18 protein-coding genes are annotated in these 19,972 nt (G+C 44.2%); 11 read left to right on the forward strand and 7 right to left on the reverse strand.

Annotated elements, in window-relative coordinates; translation table 11 throughout:
* Positions 1–9: 9 nt before the first annotated feature.
* Together ACBR23_RS12255 and ACBR23_RS12260 are read left to right on the forward strand one after the other, a co-directional pair.
* Positions 10–1,266 (forward strand): glycosyltransferase, encoded by a 1,257-nt coding sequence (locus ACBR23_RS12255; RefSeq protein WP_371119247.1) that lies wholly within the window; start codon positions 10–12, stop codon positions 1,264–1,266.
* Positions 1,267–1,323: 57 nt separating this feature from the next.
* Positions 1,324–2,526: a glycosyltransferase family 4 protein gene (locus tag ACBR23_RS12260; RefSeq protein WP_371119246.1), complete on the forward strand. Its 1,203-nt coding sequence runs from the start codon at positions 1,324–1,326 to the stop codon at positions 2,524–2,526.
* 200 nt (positions 2,527–2,726) lie between these two features.
* On the opposite strand, the gene ACBR23_RS12265 is transcribed toward ACBR23_RS12260, so the two are convergent.
* The 5 genes from ACBR23_RS12265 to ACBR23_RS12285 all read right to left on the reverse strand — a co-directional run bounded on the left by ACBR23_RS12265 (position 2,727) and on the right by ACBR23_RS12285 (position 10,751).
* Entirely contained in the window at positions 2,727–3,761 is a 1,035-nt protein-coding gene (locus ACBR23_RS12265; RefSeq protein ID WP_371115394.1) for an FkbM family methyltransferase, read from the reverse strand.
* A 112-nt stretch (positions 3,762–3,873) separates the two neighbouring features.
* On the reverse strand, positions 3,874–4,875 hold the full coding sequence (locus tag ACBR23_RS12270) for an FkbM family methyltransferase (protein WP_371115393.1): 1,002 nt from the start codon (positions 4,873–4,875) through the stop codon (positions 3,874–3,876).
* Between the two features lie 105 nt (positions 4,876–4,980).
* Positions 4,981–7,770 (reverse strand): tetratricopeptide repeat protein, encoded by a 2,790-nt coding sequence (locus ACBR23_RS12275; RefSeq protein ID WP_371115392.1) that lies wholly within the window; start codon positions 7,768–7,770, stop codon positions 4,981–4,983.
* Positions 7,771–8,534: 764 nt separating this feature from the next.
* Complete coding sequence (locus ACBR23_RS12280; RefSeq protein WP_371115391.1) at positions 8,535–9,077, reverse strand: acireductone dioxygenase; 543 nt, start codon at positions 9,075–9,077, stop codon at positions 8,535–8,537.
* Positions 9,078–9,542: 465 nt separating this feature from the next.
* Complete coding sequence (locus ACBR23_RS12285) at positions 9,543–10,751, reverse strand: NupC/NupG family nucleoside CNT transporter (RefSeq protein ID WP_371115390.1); 1,209 nt, start codon at positions 10,749–10,751, stop codon at positions 9,543–9,545.
* A 72-nt stretch (positions 10,752–10,823) separates the two neighbouring features.
* Between ACBR23_RS12285 and der the strand changes: the two genes are divergently transcribed.
* From der to ACBR23_RS12330, 9 genes are all read left to right on the forward strand, one after another.
* Positions 10,824–12,188, forward strand: coding sequence for a ribosome biogenesis GTPase Der (gene der / locus ACBR23_RS12290; RefSeq protein ID WP_341733844.1), 1,365 nt, complete (start codon positions 10,824–10,826; stop codon positions 12,186–12,188).
* Between the two features lie 338 nt (positions 12,189–12,526).
* Positions 12,527–13,522: an energy-coupling factor transporter transmembrane protein EcfT gene (locus ACBR23_RS12295; RefSeq protein ID WP_371115389.1), complete on the forward strand. Its 996-nt coding sequence runs from the start codon at positions 12,527–12,529 to the stop codon at positions 13,520–13,522.
* A gap of 992 nt (positions 13,523–14,514) precedes the next feature.
* Positions 14,515–14,784 (forward strand): transcriptional coactivator PipX, encoded by a 270-nt coding sequence (pipX, locus tag ACBR23_RS12300; RefSeq protein WP_340522155.1) that lies wholly within the window; start codon positions 14,515–14,517, stop codon positions 14,782–14,784.
* Between the two features lie 30 nt (positions 14,785–14,814).
* Entirely contained in the window at positions 14,815–15,480 is a 666-nt protein-coding gene (locus tag ACBR23_RS12305) for a YggS family pyridoxal phosphate-dependent enzyme (protein WP_371119245.1), read from the forward strand.
* Between the two features lie 10 nt (positions 15,481–15,490).
* Positions 15,491–15,682, forward strand: a complete 192-nt coding sequence (locus ACBR23_RS12310) for a MerR family DNA-binding transcriptional regulator (protein ID WP_371115387.1) — start codon at positions 15,491–15,493, stop codon at positions 15,680–15,682.
* A gap of 221 nt (positions 15,683–15,903) precedes the next feature.
* On the forward strand, positions 15,904–16,521 hold the full coding sequence (locus ACBR23_RS12315) for a cell division protein SepF (protein WP_371119244.1): 618 nt from the start codon (positions 15,904–15,906) through the stop codon (positions 16,519–16,521).
* A 277-nt stretch (positions 16,522–16,798) separates the two neighbouring features.
* Positions 16,799–17,644: a pyrroline-5-carboxylate reductase gene (proC, locus tag ACBR23_RS12320; RefSeq protein ID WP_340522163.1), complete on the forward strand. Its 846-nt coding sequence runs from the start codon at positions 16,799–16,801 to the stop codon at positions 17,642–17,644.
* Positions 17,645–17,660: 16 nt separating this feature from the next.
* Positions 17,661–17,936 (forward strand): hypothetical protein, encoded by a 276-nt coding sequence (locus ACBR23_RS12325; RefSeq protein WP_371119243.1) that lies wholly within the window; start codon positions 17,661–17,663, stop codon positions 17,934–17,936.
* 246 nt (positions 17,937–18,182) lie between these two features.
* Positions 18,183–18,404, forward strand: a complete 222-nt coding sequence (locus ACBR23_RS12330; RefSeq protein ID WP_371115386.1) for a hypothetical protein — start codon at positions 18,183–18,185, stop codon at positions 18,402–18,404.
* Positions 18,405–18,514: 110 nt separating this feature from the next.
* Here the strand turns inward: ACBR23_RS12330 and ACBR23_RS12335 are convergent, their stop codons facing one another.
* Together ACBR23_RS12335 and plsY are read right to left on the reverse strand one after the other, a co-directional pair.
* Positions 18,515–19,123 carry a Uma2 family endonuclease gene (locus ACBR23_RS12335; protein WP_341739722.1) on the reverse strand — a complete coding sequence of 203 codons (609 nt, stop codon included), beginning with the start codon at positions 19,121–19,123 and terminating at the stop codon, positions 18,515–18,517.
* A gap of 86 nt (positions 19,124–19,209) precedes the next feature.
* On the reverse strand, positions 19,210–19,890 hold the full coding sequence (gene plsY, locus ACBR23_RS12340) for a glycerol-3-phosphate 1-O-acyltransferase PlsY (RefSeq protein WP_371115385.1): 681 nt from the start codon (positions 19,888–19,890) through the stop codon (positions 19,210–19,212).
* Between the last annotated feature and the right edge of the window lie 82 nt (positions 19,891–19,972).

A 19,972-nucleotide genomic window follows, 5' to 3' on the forward strand; every position in this document is an offset into this window, starting at 1 on the left:
AAATTCGCTATGTTGCAGAAAACACAAAATTCTAATTTTGGCATCAATGTTGCAGGTCACGCTAGTGGCGAATTTGGCATTGGAGAAGGCATGAGAGGCACTCTGAGAGGACTCGAAGCCGTAGGCATTCCCTTTACCATCAGGGATATTAAAGTAGATTGGCACAGAAATCTCGATTCTACCTACACTAATTTCTCTGACGAGCAACCCTATGCTATCAACCTCGTTCATACGCCACCTATAGGCGGAGTAATGGAAAGTTTAGGTTCAGATTATTTTCAAGGGCGATACAATATTGGTTATTGGGCTTGGGAATTGCCATTGTTTCCCCCTGGTTGGCTATATGCTTTTTATTCATTTGATGAAATATGGACTCCCAGCAATTACTCTGCTGAAGCCATTTCTGCGGTATCGCCTATTCCCGTGGTCAAGGTTCCACACAGCATTTATCTTCCCGATACTTCCTTGGGTAGAGAAGCTTTAGGCTTGCCGAAAGACAAGTTTATTTTTCTGTTTTTATTCGACTATCATAGTCGGCTGAGTCGTAAAAATCCTCTAGGCACAATCGAAGCATTTAAACGAGCTTTTGGGAAATCAAACAAGGATGTCTTACTCCTGATCAAGTCTTCTAATGGGAAGTTTCATCCTGAACTGCAAGAGCAAATTTTGTCGCACACAGAGGGTTGGTCGTCAATTCAATTTATAGAAGAGCATTTGCATAAAGAAGAGCTTCATGCCTTAATTGACAATTGTAACTGCTATGTTTCATTGCATCGCGCGGAAGGGTTTGGCCTGACGATGGCGGAAGCGATGTTTTATGGCAAACCAGTAATTGCCACTGCTCACTCGGCTAATATGGAATTTATGAATGTCGGTAATAGTTTTTTGGTGAAATACGATATGGTGACAATTATTGAAGACGATGGGCCCTATTTTAAAGGAAATGTCTGGGCTGAACCCGATTTAGATCATGCGGCATCCTTAATGCAGTATGTCTTTGACAACTATCAGGAAGCAGAGCAAGTAGGAGCTAGAGCAGCCAGTGAAATTAGGTCTTTGCTGAGTCCACAAACTGTTGGTAGCAAAATTAAAATTCGTCTGGAAGACATTATGAGCAGGATAAATCATCCTACACGATCGAGTCGCCTCCGTAAGATTCAAACAGAAACAGGTTTATATCAATCCCAAGTCCAAGTATGGAGGCAAACAGCACTGCAAATTCAAACGGAACTAGAGCGGTGTCAAAGGCTAGGTTCGATTAAGTAGTAGAATTGATCCGGTTTCCAGAATAGTAAAAATGTTAGAGGTAGATTAAAACTGGCTATGATAAGTGAAGGACTAAATTATTCTTTTGGAATCAATGTTGTCGGTCATGTGACAGGGGAATTTGGACTCGGAGGTGGCGTCAGGGGTACTCTCCGAGCCATAGAAGCAGCAGACATCCCCTTCGCAATCAAGGATCTGAGGGAAGATACGCAGCGAAACTTAGATTCTAGTTACACAAATTTCTCTGAAGATAACCCATATCCCATCAACCTCATCCATACAAACCCTCACAAATCATTACTGGATTTAATTAATCCTGCATATTTTAAAAATCGGTATAACATTGGATTCTGGGCATGGGAATTGCCAAAGTTTCCTGATTTTGGGCGGTTTGCCTTTGATATATTTGATGAGGTTTGGACTTACAGTAATTACACGGCTGAAGCCATAGCAGAAGTATCGCCTATTCCTGTTCTTAAGCTACCACCTAGCATTTCTATCCCGCCAAATTCATTGGGCAGAGAAGTTTTGGGATTACCCGAAGACAAGTTTATTTTTCTGTTTATGTTTGACATTGGGAGCGGCTTTGAACGAAAAAATCCCTTGGCTACTATTGAGGCATTTAAACGAGCTTTTGGGAAGTCTAATGATGATGTGTTACTGATCGTTAAGTATCGACCCCATCCACTGTTTCTCCATCTGCAAGCACAACTAAAAGCCCAAGCAGAGGATTGGCCATCTATTCAGTTTATAGAAGGGGATTTAAAGAAAGAAGAACTCCACGCCTTAGTTGACAATTGTAACTGCTATGTGTCGCTACATCGGGCTGAAGGGTTTGGTTTGACGATGGCGGAAGCGATGTACTACGGCAAACCGACTATCGCCACGGCCTACTCGTCTAATATCGAATTTATGAATGTTGGCAATAGTTTTCCAGTGAAGTATGAACTGGTGAAAACAACTGAAGATTATGGGCTTTATCCAAAAGGAAGTATCTGGGCGGAACCAGATATCGATCATGCTGGTTCCTTAATGCAGTATGTGTTTCAGAATTATTCGCAAGCAAAACAAGTAGGAGCGAGAGCAGCCTCCGAGATTAGGTCTTTATTGAGTCCGCAGGCGGTGGGAAAAAAAATAAAAAGTCGCCTTGAATATATTACAAGGACAATAGAAGAAAAAAGCTGTTTTGAATCCCAGGCTCAAGCTTGGAAGCAAGCAGCCTTGCAAGCTCAGGTGGAACTAGATCGCTCAAAGCTTTAACGGCAAAATACTCACATTGCGTGAGTATTTTGCCATATCTACATCAGCAAAAAATGTTTTCAGTATAGCGGTTCTCAGATAAATGAGGTACGCTGAAACCCTGTATTATCAAGCTTTATAGGTCAAAAATCGTACCTCACCTTTTTGATAAAGGCTATATAACTTATTGAGCAAGTAAATGTAGAAAATTGACAACGTAGTTACAAAGGCAGAGCCATTAGGTCAAGGTGTATTCTGTCAAAATTCACTTTTTCTGCGAATTCTTCCCAGAAATTTATTACGAATTTAGTGTCAGGAGCTTCCGTAATTTTTCCTCCTTCTTCTACTCTTTCAATAATAAATAACCGATAACCATATTGTGTGAGTTGTTCCAAATATTCTTGGGGTTCAGTTTTATTATAAAAACGAATGCACCAAGGATGAAATTCTGTAAAAATAATTGGCTTATGTTTCCTAATAAGCAGATCCATACCACGAATTGCAGAAGGTTCATGTCCTTCGATATCCATTTTAATTACGTTAATTTCTTGTTCATTTTGAAGCAATTCATCAACTACCATTGAGGGTACAAAGTAACAATTTTCTCCCTGAAATAAGGAAGCATCAGAAACAGTACCGTTTGAGCCACCTGTTGCCAAGGTGAGAATCTGCCTAAAATTTGAAGCTGCAAACGGATAGATTGTAATATTATCAAAAGGGTTTTCAACTATACTTGAATAGAGTAGTTGTAAATTCTGTGGATTTGGTTCAAAGGATATGACTTTGCCGCCATCTTGAACAATGCTGGCTGCTAGCAGAGTAAAATAACCGATGTTAGCTCCGATATCGAGAAAAACATCGCCTGGTTTTAAATGTTTGACAATAGCATCTGTAACATGAGGTTCATAATTTTTGGTAGTAATAATTGTTTGTCCTACAGCCGAATCATTAGTCATTGCATAAATTTTAAACTCAGGCAACTCAACTAATACTCTCCCTGCCGTACCGGGAAGGAACTGCGTACCAGAAGGATGACGCTCCTGAAATTCAATTGACTGCATCATTCTTTGTATTGCGGTACTTCGACTCACACCACTTTCGATCTGGTCTAACCACACTTTTAACCCATCTGGATCGGCTTCCCGTTCAAATATGACCCAATAAGCCATCCATAGATAGCTTTTGTCGCTTTTGACATGAGTAGATAAAGTTTTTTGAATGGCTGCTTCCAGATGCTTTGCTGCTTCGGGGTTCATGATGGTTCTTTTGATAGGTATGAGTGTATTTTAATGGACTTTTTTAAGCATCAACCTGGAAAATACAGGCTAGTTTGCGATCGCTACTTGCTTGAATATCTCTAATTTATGGTTACGAAGGCAAAGCCATCAGGTCAAGATGTATTCTGTCAAAATTAACCTTTTCGGCTAGTCTTTGCCAGAAATCCATCACAAATGTCGTGTCAGGAGCTTCCGTAATTTTTCCGACTTCTTCAATGATAAACAAGCGATAATTATACTGTGTCAGTTGTTTTAAATACCCTTCACCGACAGCATAGGGATGAAACTCAGTAAAAATAATAGGTCGGTGTTTATTGATTATCCTCTCCATGCCGCGCAGCGCAATAGGTTCATGCCCTTCTATATCCATTTTAATTACATTAATTTCTTTTTCTGATTGCAGCAATTCATCCAGTACCACTGATTGCACTAATTGATAATTTACAGATTCCTCTGATAACTCGACTACCCAACCATTAGATCCTGATGTCATTAATCTGAAAATTTGTTGAGAATCTGAAACTGCAAAGGGATAAACTGTAATATTCTTAAACTGATTTTCAACGATACTTGCATATAGCAGTTGTCTATTGTATTGGTTGGGTTCAAAAGATATTACTTTCCCCTCATTTTTAACAATGCTTGCTGCTAGGAGAGTGAAATAGCCTATGTTAGCTCCCAGATCGAGAAAAACATCGCCGGATTTTAAGTGTTTAACAATAGCATCAGTCACATGAGGTTCATAGCTTCTGGTACTAATAATTGTTTGACCAACGGCAGTGTCATTAGTCATGGCATAGATTTTAAAATTTTCCAGTTCGATTAATACTTGACTTTCTGTACTTGCAAAGCTCTGCGTGCCTGCTGGTAAGCGGTGTTGAAATTCATTAGACTCAATCATCTTTGCAATTAAAGTAGGTCTAGTCCATCCTTCTTTTAGCTGGTTTAAAAACATAGCTATTCCCTCTGGATCGGCTTCGCGTTCAAAGATTACTTGATATGCCATCCATAGATAACTTTTATCGCTTTTAGCATGAGTGGATAAAGTCTTTTGAATGGCTGCTTCTAAGGACTGAGCTTCTTCAGGGTTCATGGTAATTCCTCTACTCTCTATCAATTGATTTGATTGCTTCTAGTGGTAACTGGGAGGTTTGAGCCTGCACAAACTTATAAAATACAGGCTCAATTGCACATAAAATTAGAAAATCTTGGGTTCCAACTCTAAGGCGTGACGGTAACAAGAACTCGCTTCATCAATTTGCCCTTTCTTAGTCAAAACTTCGCCTAAATTATAGTGGAACCAAGAGAAATCAGGTTTTAATTCAATGGCGCGGCGGTAACAAGCGATCGCCCCCTCCAAATCTCCTTGATGCCTGAGCATATCCGCTAAATTGTTCTGGATATAAGGGTCATCAGGTTTTAACTCGATCGCGCGACGGTAACAGTTCATTGCTTCCTCACGCTGACCTTTTGCACTCAAAGCATCCCCTAACAATTGGTAAGGTTTATACTGATTTGGTTGAACCTCAATAGCGCGGCGGTAACAGTTTATCGCCCGATCGGTATCATTCTTTTGCGCGAAAAGCATCCCCAACTGCAATTGTGCTTCACCGCATTCGGGGTTAACCTGCAACGCCATCTGATAAAAGACGATCGCCCCATCAACCCAATTCTGCCGCACCAAAGCATTCGCCAACTCCACATACAGCCCCGCATCATTCGGCGCAATCTCCAAAGCCTTATGATAAAGTTGCACATCATCAGGATTCTCTGCGATCGCCCTTCGATACAAACCCATCGCATCCTGCAAATCCCACTGCGATCGCATCCTCAAAGCATCAGCCAACTTCTGCGAAATCCACGGCAAATCCGGCTGAATTTCCGCAGCACAGCGATAAGCAACGATCGACTCATCCCACCGTTCCAACTTCTCAAAAGCCGTCCCCATGTTGTAATAAGTCCACGCAAAATCGCGATTCAACTCCGCCGCGCGACGATAAACTGCGATCGCATCCTCCCACCGTTCCATTTCCAACAGCACATCACCCAACTTGCTGTGGGACCAGAAAAAACTCGGATTCAGTTCATTAGCCCGCTGATACGCAGCCACAGCCTCATCCCAGCGTTCCAATTTCACCAAAGCTTCGGCTAAATTGTTGTGCGCCCAAAAATGGTCAGGATTAAATTCGATCGACCTTCGGTAAGCAGCAATCGCCTCATCCCAACGTTCCAATTTAATCAGCGCATCGGCCAAATAATTGTGAGACCAACTAAAATCAGGATTTAACTCCGTTGCTTTCCTGTATGCTTCTACCGCCTCATCCCACCGTTCCAACTTCAGCAACACATCCGCTAAATTGTTATGAGACCAGCTAAAATCAGGATTTAATTCGATCGCCTTCCGGTAAGCATCAACAGACTCATCCCACCGTTCCAACTTCACCAAACACTCAGCTAAATTGTTGTGAGACCAAGAAAGTCCGGGATTACTTCTAATAGCATTGCTGTAAGCATCTACCGCCGCTTCCCACTGTTCTTGACCCTTGAGAATTTCCCCCAATTCGTGATAAGCAGCACCAGCATTTGGGTTCAACTCAACAGCGCGCCGGTAACAATCTATTCCTTGATTTACCTTACCTTGCTCGATCAAAGTTTTGGCTAAATTTTCCAAATCCTCAGCGGTGCCAGACTTAGGATCGATCGCAAAAGCTCGATACGAACACTCGGCCGCCTCCTCCGACTTCCCTAACTGCGTCAACAGCTTGGCAAAATTGCGGAAAGCACCGGCAAAATCTGGCTTCAGGGCGATCGCCTTTTCGTAGGCCGAAACCGCTTGTTGCCACTGTTCCTGCTGGGCACAAATGCTACCATAATTAGCATAAGCTTCCGCAAAATTCGGATTAATTTCTATTGCCTTAACATAGCAAGTTTTAGCATCATCTATTTTGCCACCAGCTTGCAAGGCATTACCCAACATTTTATATAGAGGCGCATCCGGCTTAATTTGTAGCGCTTTTTTGCAAGCCGAAATTGCCTGTTCCAATTTCCCCTGAGCAAAATAGCCCTCAGCCAGTATTTTATATGCCTCTGGGTCTTCGGTACTAATTCCCCCATTCACAGGTGGCTGAACCTGTTGTTTAATTTGTTGTTTAATTTGCTCAGGTATTTGTTGCAATATTTCTTTCGGTAGTTTTCGCAATATTTGTTCAGGTATTTGTTGTGGAACCTGTGGTTGTTGAACTTGTGGCGGTATTTGTGGCTGAACTTGTGGCGACTTAACAGCACCATTTGTCCCATTTGCCCCAGCCAAAGTCTGCTCTCCCTCGCTACCATTTCTCGCATGAGCAGCGTTCAACTCGATCGCCCTACGATAATATACAGTCGCTTCCTCCAACTTGCCTTGTTTTTTCAGCGCCTCACCCAAACTTTGGTAAGCCGTCGCCAAATTCGGGTCCAACTTAATTGCCCGATCGTAACAGGCGATCGCCTCCGGCAACTTTTCCTGGCGAAAAAAAGCATCGCCCATGCTCAAATGTTCCGACGGTTTCGCCTTTTCTGGTTCCAAAGAAAATGCCCGATACCAGCATTCCTGAGCTTCCGCCGGCTTACCAACTTCCCCAAATACTTTTGCTAAATTCCGGTATACTCCTGCGAAATTCGGCTTAATCGCGAGGGCCTTTTGATAAAATGCGATCGCCTCCTGCCACTTTTGTTGCTGAGCACAAATGCTACCCAAATTGGCGTAAACCTCGGCAAAATTCGGTTCAATTTCAATCGCCTTGGCGTACCAGTGTCGTGCCTCTTCGATGCGGCCTTGAGCCTGTAGCGCGTTGCCCAAAGTCTTGTAAGCCGGTGCAAAATTGGGGTGAATCTTCAAAGCTTGCTCGCAGGAGGCGATGGCTTCTTCCAATTTCCCTTGGGATAAATAGGTTTCTCCCTGTTGGTTAAAATTAACGGCTGTGGATTCTGTGTTGACTGTCGTTGACATAGGAGTGGTGGCAACCGAGGCAGGAATTAACTAAGGTCTTCAAAACGCAAAACGATTATAGCCCGTCTTGACACCAAATCTAGCAATCTTGTTCCAGCAATGTTAAGTTTTTTTGATGGATACATCATGTCTCCACCTAGGATCTAATGTGGGGGCGGGTTTTACGCCGAATCTGCCCTACCCACACACCATCGACATCAAACCGCCGAACCCCACCCGATCGATCATCCCAATTAATCGCATCTTTTGAAAGATATACATTGAGTGGGGGCGGGTTGATTAAGTTTGTTTGTTTTTTACCTATATTATTTGTAAAACCCGCCCCTACCTGGAACTGTATGGTTCAGTTTTTCGTGGGGCGGGGGCGGGTTGATTAAGTTTGTTTGTTTTTTACCTATATTATTCGTAAAACCCGCCCCTACCAGGAATTTTATGGTTGATTTTTTCGTGGGGCGGGGGCGGGTTGATTAAGTTTGTTTGTTTTTTACCTATATTATTCGTAAAACCCGCCCCTACCTGGAACTGTATGGTTCAGTTTTTCGTACATTCATTTAGCGGGGGCGGGTTGATTAAGCTGGTTTTTTTTTACCTATATTATTCGTAATATCAATTCCGGTTGTATCAGAATGATTTAACCACAGAGGACACAGAGGACACAGAGGGAGAGAGGCGGGGGCGGGTTGATTGATATGGTTTTTTTTTTACCTATATTATTCGTAAAACCCGCCCCTACCAGGAACTGTATGGTCAATTTTTTCGTACATTCAGTTCTTGATTTTCAATTGCCTTTTCGTATATTGAGGCACCCACCCTTGAGCCGTGGTGTAATACTGCACCGCTTTCAAGTACAGCGACGCCGTGAGATAAAACCAATGTTCGGTGTTGGGAGGAACTTGAATATATTCCTGTGATTCCAACAATAATTGCACCTCAGAACCGTTAGGATATACAAACCCAAACACACATTCGCCGGCCAAAACATGAATGACTTCTGCATCGGCGTGGGTATGAGTACGATAGCTTTGAGTCATCAGCCCGTAAATCTGTGGCGAACCAGGGTGCAGCACTTTTAAGTCACACCACTGACATCCACCTGTGAATTTGAACATTTCAAATTCGCTTTTCAATGCTGCGAGTATCTGCTGTTTTTCTGTTACATTGAGCAGGTCTTGGACTAGCAGTTCTTGAATCGCAGGAGTTTTGTCGATCGCCAGACGGTCTATCTGAATGTTTAAACCAGCTAGTTTGTTCGCGATCGCCCCAATTTCCCTGTATATCGTACCATCATCTAGTTGCAGAACAGCCATAGTACACCACCTACTGTGTTGTTGAGCTTTGAGGAAAATTTAGCTTTCCCTTGACCTATAGTGTTATACCAATTTAATGGGTCGTTGCATATATTTCGATCCCCCTAAATCCCCCTTAATAAGGGGGACTGTCGATCGGAATCTTGTCCCCCCCCTTAGTAGGGGCGGTGCCCCCGTGCCCGCCCTCTTTATTAGGGGGGATCGGATTCTACGGGGCCTCATAAAAAATTGGTGTTACAGATAAAAATTCTGACTATTTACCATCATAGCCGATCGCTACAATTTGATGTCTAGCCTCTAAAACTCTTAAGTAAATACCATAAATTAAAGAAAGTTTTGGATTATTTAATTTTTATTTAATATACCAATCTTTTAGGTGGTGAGGACCTGGAAGGAAAAGGAAAAATTTGTGCCCATGAGCACAGAAACCCATGAGCAACCAAGAAAATGCTCAACCTATGGCCCTTACAGCAGCATTCCCGCAATACAAGCAGTCATGAAACAAGCCACAGAACCAGCAATCATCGCCCTGACAGCCAACTGAGCCAAATCGCCCTTTCGCTGAGGAACCATCGCCCCAATCCCCCCAATCTGAATCCCAATCGACCCAATATTAGAAAAACCGCACAAAGCATAAATTGTAATAATTTGCGATCGTTCCGAAATCGCCTTTTGTTTCACCAAATCCATCAAATCCAAATAAGCAATAAACTCATTTAAAATCGTCTTTTTACCCAAAATCATCCCCACCTTGCCACAATCCGCCCAAGGCACCCCCATCAGCCAAGCAACGGGAGCCATTAAATAAGAAAAAATCCATTCCAGCGATAATTGAGGCAAACTAATCAACCCTCCAAACCAACCCAAAACGGCATTAAAAAAAGCCAACAAACCCAAAAAACCAATCAGCATCGCCGCCACATTAGCCGCCAATTTCAACCCATCACTAGCACCAGAAGCCGCCGCATCCACCGCATTTGCATAAACCTGTTCCACCTTCACCTCAACCACCCCAGCAGTCAGGGATTTTTCCGTTTCCGGGTACAGCAATTTAGAAATAGCCAAAGCCGCTGGTGCGGACATTACCGAAGCGGCAATTAAATGTTCCGCAGCCACTCCAAAAGAAATATAAGCCGCCATTACTCCCCCCGCAATCGTCGCAAAACCACCAGTCATTACAGCATGAAGTTCCGAGAGAGTCATGGTCGCCAAATAGGGTTTAATTAACAGAGGAGCTTCCGTTTGTCCGATAAAGATATTCGCAGCACAAGAAAGGGTTTCTGCACCGGAAGTTTTCATGGTTTTCATCATCCCCCAAGCCACCACCTGCACCACTCGCTGCAAAATTCCGTAATGATAAAGTAGACTAATAAACGAAGAGAAAAAGATAATTGTTGGGAGAACTTTAAAAGCGATAAAATGTTCGGCAAAATTGTCACCGAAGACAAACTTAGCCCCGGCATCAGAAAAATTGAGAAACTGGGTGACTAAATCTCCCAAAAATTTAAATAGCGCCAAACCCGGAGCAGTTTTGAGAATCAAAATAGCGAAAATTAGCTGTAAAGCAATTCCCCACAGTATCGGCGGCCACTTAACTGCACGCCGATCGACTGAAAAGGCATAGGACAGCCCAACAAAAACCACTAACCCCAATACAGAAATAAGTCTGTCCATATCAGTCACATTCAGCCTATAATAAAAGGTCAAACATCAAAATTACAAAGCAGCCTGATTGCTGCTACCTTTATGCCTCTACCTATAGTTGCTATTATTGGACGCCCCAATGTCGGCAAATCGACCATTGTCAATCGCCTAGCCAACAGCCAAGACGCCATCGTCCACGACGAACCGGGAATTACGCGCGATCGCACTTACAGACCAGCATACTGGGGCGATCGCGAATATCAAGTAGTAGACACCGGCGGGCTAGTATTCGACGACGAAACCGAATTTCTGCCCATGATTCGCGAACAAGCCATGGCCGCCCTCGCAGAAGCCAGTGCAGCAATTTTCGTAGTTGACGGAAAAGTGGGACTGACTGGGGGCGACGAAGCCATCGCCTCTTGGCTGAGACTGCAAAAAGTCCCCGTCATTCTAGCCGTCAACAAATGCGAATCGGAAACTACCGGACTCACCCAAGCAGCAGATTTTTGGCAATTAGGGCTAGGAGAACCTTACCCAATTTCCGGCATCCACGGCAACGGTACCGGCGAATTGCTCGACCAATTAATTACTTATCTTCCCACAGAAGTATTACCGGAAGTAGAAGAAACTAAAGTAGCAATTATTGGCAGGCCAAACGTCGGCAAATCCAGTTTGTTAAACGCATTTCTGGGAGAAAACCGCGCCATAGTCAGCCCAATTTCCGGGACAACTCGCGATGCGATCGACACCATCGTCAAGCGTGGCGATAACACCTACCGTTTAATCGACACGGCCGGCATTCGCAAAAAGAAAAATGTCGAATACGGTGCAGAATTCTTCGGGATCAACCGCGCCTTCAAAGCCATCCGTCGCGCGGATGTCGTGCTGCTAGTAATAGATGCCATTGATGGTGTTACGGATCAAGACCAAAAATTAGCCGATCGCATCAGCCAAGAAGGTAGAGCCTGCATCATCGTCGTCAACAAATGGGATGCCGTAGAAGACAAAGAATCCGATACCATCTACGAGTACGAAAAAGAAGTCAGAGCTCGACTTTATTTCCTGGATTGGGCAGAAATGATTTTTGTCAGCGCCATGACAGGACAGCGAGTAGAAAAAACCATTGAATTAGTAGATAAAGCATCCAGCGAACACAAACGCCGCGTCACCACCGCCGTGATTAATGAAGTCATAGAAGAAGCCACAAGCTGGCACTCCGCCCCCGTGACACGCCAAGGAAAACAAGGCAAAATCTATTACGGCACTCAAGTGCGATCGCAACCACCAACCATCGCCCTATTTGTCAACGACACCAAACGCTTCACCGAAAACTATCGCCGCTACATGGAAAGCCAATTTCGCAAACACCTAGGCTTTACAGGCACACCAATGCGGTTACTTTGGAGAGGCAAAAAAGTTCGTGAATCAGAACAAAGCAGCACAAACAGAGCACTCCGGGTCAAGTAATTCTTGATAGTGTTGATTTTGAATTTTAGATTGAAAAAAAAGCTGTTTGATGATATAATTAATTACGATTTACAGCCAAAGACTTCATCTAAAATTCAAAGCTTTTATTAAAGAACAAAAGTTAAAAAAAATGGGTGCATCTCACTTTGGCAAATATATTCGTAGGGGCGAAGCATGACCGCAGTAAATCTGTGGTACTCACTAATAAAATATCTGCGGTCATGCTTCGCCTAGGCAAAATCGGGATGCTGCACAAAAAATAAATTAATCAACATTCAATCACCAAAAAATAAATAAATTGAAATTAATTAAAAAATCTAACATCTAACAAACACAAGATGGATTTATTGAGATCGCTTCCCATTGGACTATACCTCGAACAACCCATAACTTGGCTCCACCGCCTCGACCCGCGAGTCAAACTAGCCTGGTTGATGACATTCCTGATTGCGCCCATACTCGCCAATCCAATCTGGCGATTGATGCTAGTGGGAATGTTAATCATCCTGACACTAAGTGCAGCAATTCCCCTCCGCGTGTGGAAACAGCAAATGGGAATGTTGTTGCTATTCTGCTTGTTAGTATTTGGCCTGAGTACGATCGCCCCTGATGCACTCCCATCGGAACACCAGCCCCGTCTCCCCGCCGACGAATTAGCCTTTTCCCAGCAGCCGAAAACCCTCCCCGAACCCACTAAACCAAAACCCTGGTACGAACCCTTTAATTTAGACTCAAAATCTACAACCCAAAAGCCCAAATCCCCAACCCAAAAATCTCTCCCTCAACCCACAAATTATAATTACGTTTTACTCAAGCAAGGCCCGATCAAGATCACTCGCAAATCCCTAGATTTAGCTATCAACGTTAGTACCTTATTTTTTACAGTAATTTACAGCACCAACCTCTATCTCCTTACCACAGCCAGCGAAGAAATTACCACTGCGATCGAAAACTTAATGCAGCCCCTGCGCCGCTTGAACTGGCCGGTGACAGAAATAGCTTTAACCTTAACTTTATCTTTGCGCTTCATTCCCCTAGTATTGGAAGAAATTCAAAATTTAGTGCGATCGGTCCGAACCAGAGCTATAAACTGGAAAAAACTAGGATTGAGACGCGCTGCTCAAGTATGGTTGATGATCGCCGAACGATTGTTAGAAAACTTGCTTTTGCGAGCAGAACAAATTGCTAGCGCCATGCAAGTTCGTGGCTTCACCAGTCCCGATCGACATCGCGTAGCATGGCACCAGTTGCACTTAAAAATCCGAGACTGGATCGCGATCGCCTGCTTAATAGTTCTCTGGAGTGCCCGCTTAGTTTGGGGCTGGGACAGTTGAAATTGAACATCTATCTAGGGATATATATACTAGACGTTCGACGCATTCAAGCCACAAAGCGAGGGATTGGGCGATCGCTTTGTGGAAAAAATTTACACGCCCGCCGCACAAAAAGATTGTGCGCAACTAAATTCTCAACATAGCAGCATTAAAGGTAAAATGAATCGAGTTTCGTAGAACCAACTAGCAGAGCGCGGGCCAGCAAAAGAAGCCGTTGTCAAGGCCCTAGGCACGCAGGGCTGTTTCATTCTTTGTAGGGGCAATCCCCCCGTGGTTGCCCCAATGCCTGAAATGACTGAAAATGGTCTGTGGGGGGGTAGGCACGGGGGCACTACCCCTACAAAGGGGTAGGCACGGGGGCCATTGGTGTCAACTTAAGCCTGAAAGCCTTGGTATCTCTCGTTCATAGCCAAGTCTAGATCCCCCTAAATCCCCACCCCCCCCTGCCCCCCCCAAGGGGGGATGGGGGAAGGGGGACTTTGATCGGACTCTTATCCCCCCCTTCTTAAGGGGGGCTAGGGGGGATCTAGATTTAATAGTCAAACAGCAGTCTGTGGCTACCTTTGACCTTAAGTTGACACCAATGGCACGGGGGCACTACCCCTACAAAGGGGTAGGCACGGGGGCACTACCCCTACAAAGGGGTAGGCACGGGGGCACTACCCCTACAAAGCCCTCGTTTTTTGGAGAATGAAACCGCCCTGCCTAGGCACGGGATGGCGGGGACTACGCTATAAAGATAAAGATGTCGAAGTTGAACGATCGGACAGTGGAGCCCCAAAGGTGGGACTGCACGGAACAGACTCAGCACTAGCCTCTACTTGGGGAAATTGCCAGTCGCAATTGAGCCTCAGCCACTACGGAGACTAATGTACGGCTACCGCGATCGCCCTTTGCAGCCCGCATTCAACCACCTCCGTCCCACCTGAGAGCGAAACTCAAATCTAAAATCTAAAATCTAAAATCTAAAATTGTCCGATTGTGAGCTTTTAATGACTACCGAAACCTACCTTAATCATCCCAATTTTGGCCTTCTATTCAGGGTGTCTCAGGTTGAAGACAGCCAAGAATTATTTACGACTCTATACGCCCAACGCCTGTTTTTTTTAGTAACAAACGGCCCTGGCGGTTTGAGATTTGAACCCATCAGTCGTTCCGATGCTCGCCTAATGGTCGAAATTCGCCTCCGCACTCTCCGCCGCAGCGGTCAATATAAGGAGTACGACCAATTGCAGATCGTTCACAAGCGAACTTTTCAATAAAAAATTGGTAATTGCCGATCGGTTTTTTTTATGACTATTGCCTCTCGGATTGCTACCATTCGCCAACAATTGCCTGACTCAGTAAGGTTAATTGCCGTTACCAAACAAGTATCTACTGATGCGATTCGGGAAGCCTACGATGCCGGAATTCGGGACTTTGGGGAGAGTAAGGTTCAAGAAACCGCCGAAAAACAAAGTCAACTCCAAGATTTGCCCGGTATCAATTGGCACTTGATCGGCCACTTGCAGGCAAACAAAGCTGCCAAAGCTTTAGAGCAATTCCAGTGGATTCACTCTCTCGACAACTTAAAACTTGCGACTAGACTCGATCGACTAGCCGGGGAACTATCCTGCTCTCCCCAAGTTTGCTTGCAAGTTAAAATTTTGCCCGATCCAGACAAATACGGCTGGACTATCCCCGAACTACTGGCAGACCTTCCCGAACTCAACAGATGTCAGCACCTCAAAATTAAAGGTTTGATGACAATACCTCCCCTCGGATTAGATGACTCACAAATCCTAGAATTTTTTAACACTACCCGCCAACTTGCTGACCAAATCCAGCAGCAAAATTTGCCCCATATTCAGATGGAGCAACTCTCGATGGGAATGTCAGGAGATTATCACTTGGCTATTCAAGCCGGTGCTACTATGATACGGCTAGGACAAACCTTATTTGGTTCTAGGAGAGGATGACATCGCATATATGCTAACATTCGACTCATGGCATAGGTACCACTCAGAATCATCGGTCGAATTTCTGGGCTTGCATCCTCAAACACTAAGAAGATACGCCAAGGTCGGGAAAATTAAAAGCATCAACAACGAGGCTAAGCAAAGGCTCTACGATGTACATTCCTACCAGCGCCGTGCCATTGGAGTTAGCCTTGTCTGCTAATGCCGACTTAGTTCACCAAAACAGCGAAATCAACTCGCCAGATTGGTAGAATTCATGTAGCAGCCAGATCCAGAGGCAGAAATCATCAAAGATATCAGCTCTGGTCTTAACTTCAAATGTTAGCAAAAAAGTATCGGTTAAATATCAATTAGTCAGCAACCCGTGACTTACGCGCAAGGCGAGTATAGTGGGGGCTGCAAAGTCGTTATGGAGAATAAATCATGAGCATTTTTTCCAAGTTAAAAGATTTTGTGGGCTTTAACAACGAAGAAGAGTACGATGGCGAGTACGATGAATTGGAGGAGGCGCGCTATCAGAACGCCTATCAACCTCCTGAACCGAATCCCGCAGCAGCAGTGGCGGCTGAAGAAGAACGTCGCCAAAATCGCAGAATGCGGGAGAGAGCAGTAGTAGGACCGACAAATACAGATGTTGTTACACCAACCGGGGGAGTAGGGTCAGTAATGAATAACGTGATTGGAATGCCTGGAGCTATGAACGGAGTTTCGGAAGTGGTAGTTATGGAGCCGCGCACTTTTGAAGAGATGCCGGCCGCAATTCGAGCGCTTAAGGAACGGAAATCTGTGGTCTTGAATCTGACGATTATGGACCCAGACCAAGCACAAAGAGCTGTAGACTTTGTAGCTGGTGGTACTTACGCCCTTGACGGTCATCAAGAACGCATTGGCGAAAGTATTTTCTTGTTTACACCTAGCTGCGTTCAGGTAAGAACTCAATCTGGTGTAGTTCACGAAGTACCTCCAGCTCAAGGACGGCCCCGCACTGCGGCTCCGGCACCGACAGTCTGGCCAGCAGAACAAGCTCAAATGGCTCAGTAGTCATCAGTCAGTAGTCAGTAGTTAGTAGTCAGTAGTTAGTAGTTATTAACTAATAACTACTGACTCCGGCATCAAGGCGGGAGACCAATAACATGAGTAATATCAAATCCGTTGACATCGGAATTATGATTTCTCTCTTCTCTTTCTCTGTGTCCTCTGTGTTCTCTGTGGTTTAATCATTCCGATACAACCAGAATTGATCTAACAACCAATCAGTAGTAAAAATCTAAAACAAATAACAAATAACAAATAACAAATAACAAATAACAAATAACAAATAATTATGATAAAATTTGGTACGATCGGCGGTGGAGTCATGGGAGAAGCTCTCTTATCCCGCTTAATTGCACAAAAAGTTTATTTGCCCTCGGAAATATTGGTGAGCGAACCACAACTCCAACGCCGCCAGTTTTTGACTCAGAAATACGGGATTGGCACAACAGCTAGCAATCTAGAGGTGGCTGCTGCTACAGAAGTGCTGTTTTTGGCGATTAAACCACAAGTTTTTGAGACTGTTGCTTTGGAATTGGCTGTGGCGGACGATCGCAAACAGGGAAATAATGGAGAGACTGCTAATACTAAGTCAGAAGCGTTAGTAGTGTCGATTTTGGCGGGAGTACCATTGAGCAAGCTCGAACCCGCATTCCCAGGGCGGGGAGTGCTGCGGGTGATGCCCAATACTCCGGCGACGGTGGGGGCGGGCATGAGCGCGATCGCCCCTGGAAAACTTGTGCAACCGGCGGATTTAGAATTAGTAAAGCGGATTTTTATGGCGGTGGGAGAAGTGGTGGAAGTCCCTGAAAATATGCTGGATGCGGTTACAGGACTTTCGGGTTCAGGGCCAGGTTATGTGGCGATTTTGATCGAAGCCTTGACAGATGGCGGTGTGTGTGCTGGTCTGCCACGGGCGATCGCCTCCCAATTAGCCCTACAAACAGTATTCGGTACGGCGAAACTATTACAAGAAACAGGAATGCACCCAGCAGAATTGAAAGATAGAGTCACAAGTCCCGGTGGCACAACGATCGCCGGAATTGCTAAACTCGAAAGTAATGGCTTTCGATCGGCGCTGATCGAAGCAGTGAAAGCAGCTTGTTTGCGTTCTCAAGAATTGGGAAAATAACCACAGAGAATTTAAAATGGCTTACAGCGAATTCAAGCTAAAGGAACTTGTCAAGCAATTCGACTTAACTCTCCAGGAAAATCAAGATTTATTTGCCCATATATCAGAAGTAGAATCTAGCGAAATCGTGACGTACTCCCAACATCAACCGAAGCGGTATGATGTGGGCTTATCAAGAGTCCGGCAAAGGATATCAAGAGCTTCCTTCGAGGTACTCCAATTGTTTCCCTCCACAGCATTTTATAGTGAGGAACACGTCCAGCCCCACTTGTCACATGAAAAAACCTTTTGACTGAAACCTAGATTATTATTCTGCGATATCAGATAGGAGTATCTTAGCATAATTGTTGCACATTTGTTCGTCTCGTCATCCACCTGCCCACTGCTCAAAGCGTAGCTTTGAGATTGTGAACAGGTGGAATCCTCGTCTCACGCGCCTTTCATCCCACACTAATCGAAGCGATATAGTGTGGGGATTCCCGTCTGACTAGCTAAAAAAGAAGATATTAAGGCTGGTTTCGGGCAGTGTGCAGCCGAGATGTTAGCCGCTCAATTATTTAATGAGGAAGAGGGAAATCAGATTCCGATTATTTATGGAGCTGTGACATCGGGTACTGTATGGAGATTTTTGAAGTTAGAGGGACAGATTGTGTCTATTGATGCGATCGAATATTACCTGAGAGATATTGGAAAAATTTTGGGGATTTTGTTAAGCGCGATACCCAGTGCCCCGACTTCGCCGAAGTTGTCAGGAATCTAATAGGTCGATCGCATTTTACAACCAGATTATTTTTATTGTAAATATCTACAGCGTGCATTGTCATCTCATGTTGCAATCCATCCTGCAAACCTTTAATTAGCTTGAGCTAATTATCCACAATTAAAAATTTGCTTGGCGGTCAAATTCAACTCAGAGAACACCGCTGATTCAACCCTTTCATCTCCCCGAAACAGCTTAATTTGATACTCACCATCAACTAACTGATAAACCGATAAAGTCGGCTGTTTCGGAACACCAATATAACGGCTACCCCCTAAACCCAAATAATCTACAATCCAATATTCAGGAATTCCTAATGCTTCATAATCAATCATTTTGTGTGCATAATCATCGCGCCAATTGGTGCTGACTACTTCAACAACTAATTTAATCGAATTTACCTGAGTAATAACTGATTCTCTTTCCCATCGATACTCATTGGCTGCTACGGCTTGTTTATCTAATACAATCACATCTGGATCGTAACCAGAGTTGTCGCTAAATTTAATTGTACATTCCTTCGGAATAAAGTAAGGAAGTTGTAAGCGCCTAATTTCTAAACCAAACTCAAAGGACTGAAAACCTGCGATCGCTGAATGTTTACCAGTTGGATTTGGCATTTCAACAATAACTCCGTTATGTAATTCATAGCGTCCGTTTTCTGGTTTACATTCCAGAAATTCATCAAAAATCATTAACTTGGATATCGCTTGAGTCATGGTAAAGTCTCCAATGCTCTAAGATCGTTTGATTCTGATTCAGTAGTCAACAGTAAAAAATCATGTCGGTGCAACTGGAATTGATATCAATCGCTAGCTGCTGTTTCCAATTTCTCCCCAATCCTCGGTTCTGTCCCGTTCAATAGCCGCTGAATATTGCTGCGGTGCCGCACAATTACAAATACGCCACCCGCAATTCCAAACAATACATAAGCTAGCGGCTGATTTAAAACAAACATCAATCCAGCAACGCTAATTGCACCCATAATTGAACTCAAAGAGACAATTCGTGACACTGCAAATACGATCGCAAAAATCCCGAAAGTTCCTAAACCTACTGGCCAATATAAACCCAGTAAAACTCCCAAACTTGTAGCGACAGATTTGCCACCTGTAAAGCCCAGCCAGATAGATTTGCTGTGACCTAAAACAGCACATAAACCTGCTAAAGTTGCCATCCAAGGGATGACTGTTTCAGTATTTTCTAAACCTGCGGTGGTTGCTAACTGCTGGGTAAACTTGAGAGCATAAATGTAGCGAACAAGGGCGATCGCACTTACCCCCTTCAACACATCAACCAGCAACACCGCCAACCCCGGCCACTTCCCCAAAGTCCTCAGCACATTAGTCGCACCAGTGGAACCAGAACCAACCTCTCGAATATCAATTCCCAGCATCCATTTACCCAAGGCGTACCCAGTCGGAATCGAACCCAGAAGGTAAGCTGCAATTAGCAATGCGCCATTTAAAATTATCCAGCTAGCCATGTTTTGATTTTAGATTTGTTGTACAGAAGGAAGAAGGAAGAAGGAAGAAGGCCCTTCGACTACGCTCAGGGAACGCTTCAGG

Origin of the sequence: Microcoleus sp. (assembly GCF_041354475.1) — a bacterium.
Taxonomy (GTDB): Bacteria; Cyanobacteriota; Cyanobacteriia; order Cyanobacteriales; family Microcoleaceae; genus Microcoleus.